11 protein-coding genes are annotated in these 12,891 nt (G+C 45.2%); 3 read left to right on the top strand and 8 right to left on the bottom strand.

Annotated features, from left to right (window positions below; genetic code table 11):
- The first annotated feature begins 114 nt into the window (after positions 1–114).
- Complete coding sequence (locus tag IEY67_RS10330) at positions 115–612, top strand: cold-shock protein (protein WP_183668412.1); 498 nt, start codon at positions 115–117, stop codon at positions 610–612.
- Positions 613–630: 18 nt separating this feature from the next.
- Positions 631–840: a hypothetical protein gene (locus tag IEY67_RS10325; RefSeq protein WP_122356952.1), complete on the top strand. Its 210-nt coding sequence runs from the start codon at positions 631–633 to the stop codon at positions 838–840.
- A 1-nt stretch (position 841) separates the two neighbouring features.
- Here IEY67_RS10325 and IEY67_RS10320 read toward each other — a convergent pair whose 3' ends face one another.
- The 5 genes from IEY67_RS10320 to IEY67_RS10300 form a co-directional block, all read right to left on the bottom strand.
- A complete protein-coding gene (locus IEY67_RS10320; RefSeq protein WP_183668410.1) occupies positions 842–1,912 on the bottom strand; it encodes a DUF4249 domain-containing protein in 1,071 nt (356 codons plus the stop codon).
- A 5-nt stretch (positions 1,913–1,917) separates the two neighbouring features.
- The gene (locus tag IEY67_RS10315) at positions 1,918–4,614 is read right to left on the bottom strand and encodes a TonB-dependent receptor (RefSeq protein ID WP_183668408.1); all 2,697 of its coding nucleotides are present in this window, start codon (positions 4,612–4,614) and stop codon (positions 1,918–1,920) included.
- A 7-nt stretch (positions 4,615–4,621) separates the two neighbouring features.
- Positions 4,622–5,467: a FecR family protein gene (locus IEY67_RS10310; RefSeq protein WP_183668406.1), complete on the bottom strand. Its 846-nt coding sequence runs from the start codon at positions 5,465–5,467 to the stop codon at positions 4,622–4,624.
- A 13-nt stretch (positions 5,468–5,480) separates the two neighbouring features.
- Positions 5,481–6,287, bottom strand: a complete 807-nt coding sequence (locus IEY67_RS10305) for a porin family protein (protein WP_229801020.1) — start codon at positions 6,285–6,287, stop codon at positions 5,481–5,483.
- 103 nt (positions 6,288–6,390) lie between these two features.
- Positions 6,391–6,909, bottom strand: a complete 519-nt coding sequence (locus tag IEY67_RS10300; RefSeq protein ID WP_122356942.1) for an RNA polymerase sigma-70 factor — start codon at positions 6,907–6,909, stop codon at positions 6,391–6,393.
- Between the two features lie 186 nt (positions 6,910–7,095).
- Here IEY67_RS10300 and IEY67_RS10295 point away from each other — a divergent pair, with 186 nt between their 5' ends.
- Positions 7,096–7,404, top strand: a complete 309-nt coding sequence (locus IEY67_RS10295) for a nucleotidyltransferase family protein (RefSeq protein ID WP_122373769.1) — start codon at positions 7,096–7,098, stop codon at positions 7,402–7,404.
- A gap of 81 nt (positions 7,405–7,485) precedes the next feature.
- Here the strand turns inward: IEY67_RS10295 and trpS are convergent, their stop codons facing one another.
- The 3 genes from trpS to IEY67_RS10280 all read right to left on the bottom strand — a co-directional run bounded on the left by trpS (position 7,486) and on the right by IEY67_RS10280 (position 12,814).
- The gene (trpS, locus tag IEY67_RS10290; RefSeq protein ID WP_122356940.1) at positions 7,486–8,541 is read right to left on the bottom strand and encodes a tryptophan--tRNA ligase; all 1,056 of its coding nucleotides are present in this window, start codon (positions 8,539–8,541) and stop codon (positions 7,486–7,488) included.
- A gap of 45 nt (positions 8,542–8,586) precedes the next feature.
- Complete coding sequence (locus tag IEY67_RS10285) at positions 8,587–10,032, bottom strand: sulfatase family protein (RefSeq protein ID WP_183668402.1); 1,446 nt, start codon at positions 10,030–10,032, stop codon at positions 8,587–8,589.
- Between the two features lie 235 nt (positions 10,033–10,267).
- On the bottom strand, positions 10,268–12,814 hold the full coding sequence (locus tag IEY67_RS10280) for a glycoside hydrolase family 95 protein (protein ID WP_183668400.1): 2,547 nt from the start codon (positions 12,812–12,814) through the stop codon (positions 10,268–10,270).
- Positions 12,815–12,891 lie beyond the last annotated feature (77 nt).

Below are 12,891 nucleotides of genomic sequence, written 5' to 3'. Positions count from 1 at the left end.
GAGTTAGAGATATAAATCATTATTGCACAGTTCTTCTTATTTATTTTAAGCAGGTCTCTCCTTTAATTATACACCTCACTCCATTTAGTATTTATCCTATAAAACAAAAGTTATATGGCAAGATCAATGACAGTTGATAAACGTGAAAATGAAAAAAAAAGACTCGCTAAACGAGCAGAAAAGCAAAAAAAGAAAGAAGAAAAGAAACTATCCGGCAAGACAAGCAGTTTTGAGGATATGATCGCCTATGTTGATGAGAATGGAGTAATTACTTCAACCCCACCGGCAGAGAATATCAAAAAAGAAGAGGTTAACCAGGAAGAAATACTGATCTCGGTACCTAAAAAGGAAAAAGAGGAACCGGTTGTCTTAAAAGGCAAAGTCGATTTCTTCAACACATCAAAAGGGTTCGGTTTTATTAAAGAACAGGTGAGAGGCGAAAGATACTTTTTCCATGTAAACAATTTGCTTTCGAAGATCGAAGAAAATGATATTGTAACATTCGACCTGGAACGTGGCCTGAAGGGAATGAATGCAATAAATATCCGTCTGGAAAGCGAATCCGAGAATAACGCCCCCCAAAATAATGACTCTGAGAGCAGTATCACTTAAAATTAAATATATAAAAGTATGAAAAGGGAAATCAACATGCGGTCGGACAGGAATCAGGCCAATCAATTAATTGAGAATTCACTGAAAGAGTATAAAAAAAGTGTTGGCGAAGTAATACTCGTTTCAGTAGGTCCGCGAACAACTATTGAATTGCCGGCCAGTCTGACACAGGCAGAGAGAGAAGCCCGTATCGAGATCTATAAAAAGTTGCATAGCTCAAAAATATAATCTATTCAAATGGATAATAACTGTTACTCCACTCGTACGAAAAACTGCCAAAAGGCATTGTTATACGGCGGGTGGAAATACGGTATCCTGTCACAATCCCGAATCCATCAATCACGTTCGAATAGGTTTCAGATGGTTCCAACAAACCATCCACATAGGCGTCGCCTAATGATATTGAAAAATTCCGAATCACCTTCAGATAATTGTAGTAAGACTCCGAAATAGATAACAGATGGACATCATAATGTACGATGGCAGTTACCGAATCTGTCTCCAAGGAGTTTACCGGATAAAATGAACTCGTCACCGTATATTCTTTCCCATTAAACATATCATCAGAAAATACACCACGGCAATACGTTCCGTCATTAATTCCCGAAGAAGGAATCCCCGGTTGGAAAACCGGATCATCATAAGACAATGAAAATATCCCCCAGGGAGACGGCACTTCAAACTGATCACCGGAGAGCTGATGTGATTCGCCCCTACTATCACAGAATGAGCTTACCCATTTCACCTGGTCACCCTTACGGTATTCAATCAGGCGTTCTACCACCAGACGATAATAATTCCGGTCGAAAGGCTTATCCTCAAATGTCAGATAGATCCGAAAAAGAAGCGAACCCGACGTTATCATACGGGCTGTATCAAGTAATGCTATTTCGGTTTGTGAAGGGATGAGTGTTTCGCCTCTTACCGGGTCGAATCCCGGAGCATCGGCTTCAAGCCGCACCTTATCACCTGTCTGTACATAACACCCCGGTAGTTTGAACTGCCCTTTATATTCGCTGCTATCCGCCGGATTATCCGAACGTGACATCGTTCCCCGGAAAGTATCATTCACATACACATCAATCTTCACTCCCGTTTCCGGTAAATTATATTCCGGAACACTGTCCATCAGAAACCAACTTTTCGACAAAAAAGCTGCCACTTCCCGGTCCGGTGTTATGGAAGCGTTCAACACCAATACCGGAGAAACCGTCTCGATCTTCAGTTCCACATCACGCGTGCAGGCAATGCAGAATAGAAGCGATAACAGCGGTAACAGGGTAAACAATTCCTTTTTCATAACGTTTAAAATTTATACGTGTAGGAAACAGACGGTAAAAATAGGAAAAGAATGGATTGTTCCAAAAAAACTTCCTTTTTCCCCGTATCATAATTCGTATAATATTTTGTCCGGACTGAAAACGGATTCGGATGCCCGTAAGCATTACAAAGACTTAAATTCCAAACACCCAACCGTCCTTTCTTTTTATAGCGATAGAAATTTACCCCCAGATCCAGACGATGATAGGGAGATAACTGATAATTGTTGCGTGAACTGGCTGCATAGCCTATGTTATCATCTCCTATAACCGGATATCCGTCCTGCATATATCCATTATCCGTCTGCCCGGTTCCTCCATGATAAAGCTGATCCAGAATAGTGATGTGATTACCGGAAGCAAACATCCACGCAGCTGTCAGCTCTACCTTACGGGATAACTTATAAGTTGCCACAAGATCGATTTTATGACGATTGTCATATTTGGAGGGGAAGCGACGCCCTTTATTCACACTCTCGTCCGGGAAACGGCGGTCGGACCACGACAGCGTATAACCGATCCACCCGGAAAGACGGCCCGCCTTTTTCTGTGCCATAAACTCCACGCCATATGCACGGCCATATCCGACACCTACCCGTTCTTCCCAATTGGAATAATCCGTACCGACCTGAATACGATCTTTATAATCGATCAGGTTATTCATCCGTTTATAATATCCTTCTACGGAAAAATTGTATTGCCTGTGCAACGTATAATAGAGGCCGGCTGTATATTGATGGGCATTCATCGGATTGATATTGCGGGTAACGGGTACCCAGATATCCGTCGGCTGGCTGATATACGAATTGGAGAGCAAATGAATATACTGGTTCATTTTCGAATAAGACAACTTTGCAGACAAACGACGGGCTAGCAGATAACGGACCGACAAACGGGGTTGCATGGAAAAATAAGTTTCCCCCTGCACATGAAAAACAGTTGCCCGCAAACCGACATTGGCGGTCAGACGCTCGATCACATGCATCTCCTCTTCAGCAAACAAAGATACTTCATGCCCATGGATCAGCGAATTGGCATAAACGGTATTGGTCTCCTGCGATTTAACGGAATCTTTATACCAGCTTTTCATTGTATTTTGCTCAGGACGAAAGTTATGGAAAAGATAATCTCCTCCGAATTTCAGACGATGTTTCTCATGTAACCGATAATCGAAAGACGCACGCAGGCTAAGATCTTCCATCGCCGACCGGTAATGGCTTTCCTGATTGAACAACTGCCGGTCTGTCCTGTTGGCAGACAAAGTATATCCTTCCTTATCCTGCCGTATATGCGAACGGTAACGTGTATAACCCGCCGTAAACGTGGCAAACAGTTTATTACTGAATATATGGTTGATACCGACCGAACCGATCAGATTTCCCCAACGCCACTGAAAGTCTTTCCCAACACGCTCTTCCTCATCTTTTTCCTCGCCGTTCAGATAGCTGTCGCTTCCCATATAAAAACTCATATAGCCACGCGTCCGGTCGCAGAAGGAATGGTTCACTTTCGCATTCATATCGAAGAAATGGTAACCGCCTTTGATCTTATTCTCCTCCCCGTCATTGATCGCCTTCAATAAAGGCCATGTGATCAGTTCCATCCAGGTACGCCTCACAGATACATTGAATGAGGATTTTCCTTTTACGATAGGGCCTTCCAGGTTTCCGCGCAACGCCAACAGACCGATCGACAAATTACCGTGATATTCATAGCGGTCTCCATCATTGGTCCTTACGTCTACTACCGACGAAAGCCTTCCCCCGTATTCGGCAGGAAAGCTTCCTTTATAAAATGTGGCATTTTTAACTGCATCGGGATTGAAGGCAGAGAAGAAACCGAGCAAGTGATTCGTATGGTACACCGGATTGCCATCCAGCAAAAAAAGGTTTCCGTCTGCATCACCTCCCCGGACATACAGTCCGGTCATCCCTTCAGTCCCTACTGCAACGCCGGGTAGTCGTTGCAGGGTTTTCACCACATCTGTCTCCCCCAGCAATGCCGGCATCGACTTGATGCGTTGCGCCGGGACATCCACCACCCCGGTTCGCGTACTCAATACTTCCGATCGGGGATTCAGTCCCTCCACGACCACCTCGCCCAATGCCTTTGCCGAGTGTAAAGGTATATCGATCAACGTATCACCAGTCAGTTCGAATGTTATCTCCTTGACCTCGAACCCGACAAAAGAGGCCCGTAGGGTCACCTTTCCGGGAGGGAGCGTGATACTGTAGAAACCGTAATTATTTGTTGCTGTCCCGCTTTTGGACATACGTTCGAAGACCGTAGCATTGATCAAACTCTCATACGACACCGAATCACGGACAAAACCACTGATCGTGTACAACCGCGGCTTCCGTTTCAGGATCACGATCTGCCCTGTCTGCCGGAATGTTACCGGCAAAGCGAAAAATAACCTTTTCAGACAATAGGAAAGAGATTCGTCCTGTGCCTTAAATGATATCTTGGGGAATTCATCCAACAGCGAAGATTCATAAGAGAAAAAGACACCTGTCTGCTTTTCCAGTTCCTGAAGAATCTCCAGTAAAGGGACCTGCCGCTTATCCATCGTAACCGTTGGTGTCGGTTCAACCGGGAGATTGACGACAAAGGGCCTTTCCCCGGCTTTTGCCTGAGAGAAAAGCATAAGAATCCCTGTCAACAATATCCATATACGTTCCATAGGTTACTTATTTATTGGATTCAGGAGCCAGGCGGGTATCGAGCGTCTGATTGATAACCAATAAAACATCTTCCAGCGGAAGATCATTGAAAGTGGCCGTCAGCTTCAGATTCGGATTTTCTGCTTTATTGATTACTTTTACCTGATAATATTCGTTCAGATCGCCGATCACCTTTTCAAGCGGGGTATCATTGAAGCGTAACTGCCGGGTTTTCCACGACAGGGTGTTAAGATCTTCTTCTTCAAGTAGAGTGATTCCTTTACTTTCCATAGAGTATGAAGCCGACATGCCGGCAGTTAATATCACTTTGTCCGTTTCATTTCCGGTAGCGCCGAAGCTAACCTTACCGGTCATCACATTCACATCCGTCCCGTCCGGTTGCTCGTTTATTTGAAAACTGGTACCCAGCACGGTGACTTCCGTCCGCTCAGTATAAACAGAAAAGGGGCGTGTTTCATTCCGCGTCACCTTGAAAAAGGCTTTTCCTTTCATCTCCACCACACGCCGTTCCTTTCCGTAAGATTTCGCATCATATCGGATGGAAGAACTTCCAGCCATCGATATCAGCGTACTGTCAGGTAGGTAAACATCCTTGATCTGTCCCGGGATAGTCGTTATTGCTACCCATTCGGGGGAATTACGATCTGTTATATAATAAGTTCCGAAACCAATGAGCAGTAACAATACCGAAGCTGCTGCCATCCAGTAGCGACGGAAAGAGACCGTACGGCGTACCTGATGCTTGGCGGCAAACTGCTGCCAGGCCTTATCAGTATCCAAACGTCCTTCCTCGTAGTGTTTCGCTACGAAACGGATGCGTTGTTCCAATTTATTTTCCTGCTCGTTGTTCATATTTATTTATTATCTAAAATCTATATCCTACTGTAAAACTTACGGTATGATATTTTAAACCCATATCATCGTATTTATACTCTTTGCCCAGGCCCATATCATAAGAAGCGTTGAGCGTAAAGCGCTTTACTTCAATACCGGCATTAAGCATAAAGCCCCAGTCGAAACGTTCATAACTACTGTTTTTCCCAAACGGACTCCAAGAATCAGCATTCGATAAATATCCCTTTTCTGAGATTTCTCTCCACGTATATTTCTTCTTTCCTGAAATTCCATACGCCAAATAAGGGCCGGCAGCCACATGCAACTTTACATCCTTACCAATCTTCCAGTTAAAACGGGCCAGAACCGGTAATTGCAGATAATCCCTACGGCAACTGCTTTCCGACAAACGGATACCTTCTATCCGCATATCCTGCGGAAAAAATCCACTGATACCATTCTGATAAGTGCCGTAGCCGAAATAGCCTCCGTAAGATCCCCAATCGCCGGAGCCTCCGTAACCCAAATACTCCGGAGCGAAATAAAGATAGCGGTCCTGCTCCTTTCCGTCTTTATCTACACCTTTACCATAAGCCGTTCCGAAAAACGATTTCCCTGTTCCCCGCTGTACGTAATACAGGCCGGATTGAAGTGAAAACAATCCTGAACCAAAAGTATAACTCACAGCCGCACCAGCTTTAAAGCCAACCGCGGCAGGCGAATTCTTATACTTCGTCACATTCATTCCGGCCTCAGGAGTTACAGACCACTGTGCACTAACCTCTGTCACACACATCAACATCATCATCAACATCACGCAAGAAATAATCTTCTTCATCATCATTACTCTCTTTCTTAGTGAAACAAAATTTGTAATACCTTTTGTCTCTAAGACAGAGATAGTGGGAAAAACCCCTATTCCGGTTTCATTTTTTATTTGGTCACGCCAGACCAAACAGAAAGTTATAGATACGCACAGCTGTCTCCCGCAAAGATTTCAATGCTTTACCCATCTGATTCTCAACGGTCTTTATCGAGATGTTCAGTTCTTCGGCGATCTCCTGATATTTCAGTCCGTCGCGTTTGGAAAGTAAAAAGATTTTTTTGCGTTCGGGTGGTAAACCGTCGATAGCCGTCCACAGGCGGGAATCACGTTCGGCATTGTAGATCTGCTCTTCCTCGGAAGAGTCTTCCATATCCGGGAACTGATCGGTGGTTTGCACATCGACCGGTTGCGTGACCAACGACAGGGAACGATTACGCACAGCCTGATACATATAAGATTTAAGATTCTCAATCAACACATCATTGATATTCTTATCCCATACATCGGCAAAGGCTTGCTGTACAATATCCTCCGCATCATCTAAGCGTTCGGTAAAACGGAGCGCAAACAAACACAGGGGTTTATATAACTCCCTGAAATATCGTTCAAACTCTCCGCTGGAAATGGCTGCCATACGTTTGTTATCTGTAACTATTCCCTGCAAAGTAAAACAGTTTTCCTGATAATCAGGTAAAATTTCAACTTCTTTATCACATATTTAAGAAATAATGAGCTAAAGGATAGTTAATGTAATACCAAACTTGATATGAATGTACAAGATTACTATCTTTGTTGTAAGAACAAAAAGACAGGAGGTAATATGAATCACATCTTACATAATAAACTGGAAACATTAAAGGAACTTTGTCTACGCTATAAGGTTAAGAGTCTTTATGCCTTCGGCTCAGTAAATACTCCCAGATTCACAGAAAACAGCGATATAGATCTGTTGATCGAGTTTGAACCTGATATTTCCATTGAGGAATATACAGACAACTACTTCCTCTTGCACAATAAGCTGTCAGAATTATTTCGAAGGAAAATAGACCTGGTCACTCGTCGTTCACTTTCAAACCCATTCTTTATTGCTGATGTAGAACAGACAAAACAACTTCTATATGGCACGTAGTATTCAAAAATATATTATAATAAAAAGGCACGCAAAAAGTATAACTTTTGCATGCCTTTTCCATTCATAATCAGCTTATTATCAATACGGACGGAAACCGATGATCTCACGAACTTCCGCTAATGTCCTGGCAGCGCTCGCGCTCGCTTTCTCTGCTCCCATGCGGGCAACCTTTTCCATATACTCTTCGTTGGCACGGATGTCAAGAATACGTTCACGGATCGGGGCACAGAAATTATTGATATCTTCGGCTAACTGCTTCTTCATATCGCCGTAGCGGATTTCACAGTTATTGTACTTTTCGTTGAAGAAGTCGTATGTATCTTTTGTTGATACGATATCCATCATGGCAAACAAATTAGCGATCGGCTCGGGTTTCACGCTGTTCGGTTCCGTAGGACCTGCATCGGTTACCGCTTTCATTACCTTTTTCTTGATCGCTTTCTCGTCGTCGATCAGGTAGATCGCATTGCCTTCGCTCTTACCCATCTTACCGGAACCGTCCAGACCCGGCACTTTCACAGCCTTCTCTGTCAGGTGGAAAGAAGCAGGTTCAGGGAAGAACTCAACTTCATAGGTTGAATTGAAACGGCGGGCGAAACGGCGCGCCATCTCCATATTCTGTTCCTGGTCTTTTCCTACCGGCACCTTCAAAGCTTTGTGGATAATGATATCGGCAGCCATCAAAGTCGGATAAGTCAACAAACCTGCATTTACACTATGTTTGTTCCCTTCGTTAAAGATCTCTCTTTCGACATCGCCTTCTTCGGTATTCACACGGTCGATATGCAGTTGTTGACGCGCTTTATCCTTGAACGAAGTCGTACGCATCAATTCACCGATACCGGCATTCATATTGAGGTAGAGATACAGTTCCGCCACTTCGCGAACGTCGCTCTGTATATAGATGGTAGCCTTCTCCGGATCGATACCGCAAGCCAGATACTCAGCCAGGATCGTCTTTGCACTTTCGCGGATGTTTGCCGGACGCGGATGCGTAGTCAAGGAGTGCCAGTCTGCAATAAAGAAAAAGCAATTATACTCATTCTGCATTTGCAGAAAACTCTTTACTGCTCCGAAGTAATTCCCCAGATGCAAATTACCTGTTGGCCTGATGCCACTTACTACTGTTTCCATTTCTAAATTCTTTATTTTATTCAAACAGCCGCAAAGATAGTAATTTTAGAATACAAATCCGTTCCAGAAAGCCGAATTGTCTTTCGTTTCTACCTGCTCCAAAGACATTTGCTTACGCAGCTTCTTGATGATCTTACCGTATTTCTTCTCTCCCGCCAGATTAGTCATCTCCCAGGGGTCGTTCTTCAGATCGAACAACTGGGTGGTACGCACGCCTTTTACATTATACTCGCACAACTTCCATTCACCGTCGGATACGGCACGCTGGTTATCCATGTAACTGTAATACAAGTAATCCCGTACCGGCTTGTCTTCTTTGATAGCAGGGACAAGGCTAACCCCGTCTACGGAGGAAGGTATATCCGCACCGACCATATCGCACACGGTCGGGAAGACATCGATCAAATAGCAAAGTTTATCGCTGATCTTTCCCTGGGTATTATTCCCCGTGCCCTTGATCATCAGAGGGACACGCACGCTATGCTCATAAACGTTCTGTTTCCCCATCAGACCATGCTGTCCGACGGCCAATCCGTTATCGCCGGCAAAGACAATGATCGTATTTTCATATTCTCCGGTCTCTTTCAATGCTTTGACGATATCGCCCACACGACGGTCTACATGCGTTATCATTGCATAATATTCCGTAATGTGTTTTTTAATTTCATCCGGTACACGGGGAATGGCAGCCAGCACTTCATCGCGGATCACCAGTTCGCCGTTGTCGAACGGGTGCTTATCCATATAGTTCGGCGGCAACTGGATATTATCCCGGTCGTACTGACGCATATATTCATCCGGCATCGTACGCGGATCGTGAGGGGACATATAGGCAACAGAAAGGAAGAACGGTTTGCCGGCTCCTTTTTGCTTTTCGATATATTCGACGGCATCTTCCGTAAAAATATCTACGGAATGTTTACCTGAATACATATATTCTCCGACTTCATACGTCACTTCGTTACTCTTCCCCCAGTTTTTAACGACCGGACGTTTCTTGCCATAATTACCGTCTGCATTGTAATCGTAAAGGGGGACATTCCAGTGGTCATACATTCCTCCGAAATAGATACCTTTTGCATCGTTGAAGCAACGGTTCATAGCCTGGTATCCGTTATGCCATTTACCGGTATGGAAAGAATTATATCCTGCCTGTTGCAAGGCTTCCCCGATCAGTATATGATCGTCGGGAACAGTCGCTCCCTGTTTTTCCAGGGTATACAGATATTTCCCTGTCATCAGCATAGCACGGCTCGGCATACTGACGGCACCGGAAGTTCCCCCCATGATATGGGCATTGGAAAAGACCGTACTTTCGGCAGCCAGTTTATCCAGATTCGGGGTATGTACATCTTCTACACCCAGGAAATTCATGGCAGAGCCACGCATATCGTCAGCCAATATCAGGATAACGTTCGGATTTTTGTCTGCGGCCAGCAAACTCGTTACCGACAGCATAGCTGTACTTAATAAGGTTAATTTTTTGTTCATAAGAGTTCTATATTTATATTACGTCCTTTATATTTGTGATCATCTAAGTGTAAGTTCTTATCCGATAGGATATTTCCATGATTACCTGCTGATGTAAACTGTTGCCGACACTGTCGGCAAAATAAACGACAGTGTCGGCAAAGCTTTCGACAGCGTCAACAATATTGTCGACAGTGTCGGCAACAAATTTCATCGGCAGGTAACTAGAACTATCTTCCAGGTCATACTGACTACCTCAGGGAGTTACCGGATTCACCCGGTAGCTATTCCCGGCAACAGTCGCAAAGACTACTTCATGGTATTCTTTCCCGTTGGAAGTGATCGGGGAAGAAGTCGCCACCTCTTTACTACCCTGTTTAACCGTAACAGGAAGGGATGTCCTCAACCTGCACTCGTTACCGCTTCCGGAAAGGATCGTCGCTTCCGACAAATTACCTTGTTTCCAGTTCATGGCTACTTCAAAATTACCACGAGCCTTCAGGCCCGATACGCTTCCTTCATTCCATACGTCCGGAAGGGCCGGCAACAATTGCACGAACCCGGCATGACTCTGCAGCAGCATTTCGACAACACCAGCCGTATAACCGAAGTTCCCGTCGATCTGGAAAGGCGGATGTGCATCCAGCATATTCTTGAACAGTCCGCCCCCCTTGCGTCCGTTACCGAAACCGACAGGGTTAAAGAGATTAGAGACGATCTTGTAAGCATGGTTGCCATCCAGTAAACGTGCCCAGCAATTGATCTTCCAGCCCATCGACCAACCGGTAGCTTCATCGCCGCGCAGGATCAGTGTTTGTTTAGCGGCATCGAACAGGTCGGGAGTAGCATCAGCGGTAATCTGGTCACCGGGATACAAGCCATACAGATGGGAGAAATGACGATGTTTCGGTTCCCATTCCTTGAAATCGTACATCCATTCCTGCAACTGGCCACGTTCGCCGATCCGGAAAGGAAGCAGGCAGGGTAACTTTTCTTTCAGTTCTGTCCGGAGCGGTTCGTCCAGCCCAAACATTTCGGCAACCTCCAGGGTGTGGGTAAATGTTTCCCGGACGATAGACATATCCATTGTCGGTCCCATGCTCATCGCTCCCTGTTTTCCGTTATCCATGATGAAACGGTTTTCAGGAGATACGCCGACAGGAGTAACCAGATGGCCGTTACCATCTTCGACCAACCAGTCGGAAAAGAACTCGGCAGCCCCTTTCATCAACGGGTAAGCACGGTTCTTCAAAAATTCTTTATCCTGAGTAAACTGATAATGTTCCCATAAATGACTGCATAACCAACCTTGTACCATCGGCCAGAAAGAGGCAGTCGGCACGTTATCGTTCGGAACCGATTCACGCCAGATGGAGGTGTTATGATGGCCAACCCAACCACGACGGTTGTACATATTACGGGCCGTCTCGGCGCCTGAGACAGCCAATTCGTCGATCAGACGGAAAAGCGGCTCATGGCACTCCGACAGATTTGTGAGTTCAGCCGGCCAATAGTTCATTTCCGTATTTATATTGATCGTATATCCGCTGTTCCAGGCCGGTACAACGTCTTTATTCCATATACCCTGCAGGTTCAGCGGCTGTCCGCCCGGACGCGAACCGCTGATCATCAGGTAACGCCCGAACTGAAACAGTAAGGCTGCCAAATCCGGATCGGGATCGTTTTCAAATTGTTGGATACGCTGGTCAGTCGGCATTGCCTTCTGTTCGGGAGTAGAAATGAGCTGCAGGTCCACACGGTCGAACATACTCCGGTAGTCTGCAATGTGACGTTGTTTCAATTGTTTGTAATCGTAAGCCAGCGCCTTTTCCAACATACCGGCAGCCTTTGCAGAAGGATCTACGCCTTCCCGGCTGGGACTCTTGTCGAAACCGTTGAAGCTGGTTGCCATACTTAAAACAAAATAGACTTCGTCGGTATTATAGACATGTACACCATTATCGGTTATTTCATAATCACCACCTTTGGGCAGGACAGGTTTCAGCTGGGCTTCAAAAAACATACCTTTATTATCGATTTCGTCACCATAAAGCACACGTTTATCGAATTTGCGGTTTCCCTTCTCATCATACAATTCCGGATGTTTGTACTGGTCACCCCATGCTTCCATTTGTTCAAAAGTACGGCGCTCCACATAACCTGGTGCCTGTCCGTGCAAAACCAGACGGTCAGCGCTTTCCGACTGTTTGGCCGTGGGATGGGGAGAGGAGAAATTCAGGGAAAGGTCCAGGCCATCGGGAGCACTGCTCTTCATGTGAAGGATGATAACGTCGTCCGGATGGGATGCAAAAATCTCACGTTCATACTGTACTCCGTTCTGTTCAAAGACTGTACGGGTAACAGCATCGGAAATATTCAGTTCCCGCCTGTAACCGGAGACTTCACCCGGCTTGTTATTCTCGATAAACAGATCGCCGAAAGGCTGGTAATACTGGTGCAGGCGTCCCAGCCAGTGTTTGCAGACCAGGTCGGAAGCCTGGTCATATTTCCCGGTTTTCATCAGTCCGACAACCCTGTCGAACATTTCCGGTGTGATCCTGATATCCTTAAACGTCGTTGAAGGTTCACCGCTGTAAAGCGTATTCTCATTCAGTTGCAACTGTTCCTTATCTACACCGCCAAACACCATTGCACCGGCACGACCATTCCCGATCGGGAGAGCGTCATTCCAACTTTCCGAGGGATCATTATACCATAAGACGAGCGACTCTTTCTTTTGTGTTTCCGCACACGCCAAACAACAAAAAAAGAGGAGAAGAGAAGATAGAACACGTATATTCATGATAATTAGATGTTAGTTACAAAAATGTCTCCGGGCAACAAAAGTAATTGTTTTCCGGAGACATCAAAAGCTTTTTA

It is taken from the genome of Parabacteroides faecis (assembly GCF_014647375.1).
GTDB lineage: Bacteria > Bacteroidota > Bacteroidia > Bacteroidales > Tannerellaceae > Parabacteroides > Parabacteroides faecis.
The sequence above is the reverse complement of the archived record's forward strand: the minus strand, read 5'-3'. Positions and strand labels throughout refer to the sequence as shown.

Bases quoted from the DNA above. Each gene is read 5' to 3' on its own strand.
- IEY67_RS10330 (WP_183668412.1), top strand. From the start codon at position 115: ATGGCAAGATCAATGACAGTTGATAAACGTGAAAATGAAAAAAAAAGA.
- IEY67_RS10325 (WP_122356952.1), top strand. From the start codon at position 631: ATGAAAAGGGAAATCAACATGCGGTCGGACAGGAATCAGGCCAATCAA.
- IEY67_RS10320 (WP_183668410.1), bottom strand. From the start codon at position 1,912: ATGAAAAAGGAATTGTTTACCCTGTTACCGCTGTTATCGCTTCTATTC.
- IEY67_RS10315 (WP_183668408.1), bottom strand. From the start codon at position 4,614: ATGGAACGTATATGGATATTGTTGACAGGGATTCTTATGCTTTTCTCT.
- IEY67_RS10310 (WP_183668406.1), bottom strand. From the start codon at position 5,467: ATGAACAACGAGCAGGAAAATAAATTGGAACAACGCATCCGTTTCGTA.
- IEY67_RS10305 (WP_229801020.1), bottom strand. From the start codon at position 6,287: ATGAAGAAGATTATTTCTTGCGTGATGTTGATGATGATGTTGATGTGT.
- IEY67_RS10300 (WP_122356942.1), bottom strand. From the start codon at position 6,909: ATGGCAGCCATTTCCAGCGGAGAGTTTGAACGATATTTCAGGGAGTTA.
- IEY67_RS10295 (WP_122373769.1), top strand. From the start codon at position 7,096: ATGAATCACATCTTACATAATAAACTGGAAACATTAAAGGAACTTTGT.
- trpS (WP_122356940.1), bottom strand. From the start codon at position 8,541: ATGGAAACAGTAGTAAGTGGCATCAGGCCAACAGGTAATTTGCATCTG.
- IEY67_RS10285 (WP_183668402.1), bottom strand. From the start codon at position 10,032: ATGAACAAAAAATTAACCTTATTAAGTACAGCTATGCTGTCGGTAACG.
- IEY67_RS10280 (WP_183668400.1), bottom strand. From the start codon at position 12,814: ATGAATATACGTGTTCTATCTTCTCTTCTCCTCTTTTTTTGTTGTTTG.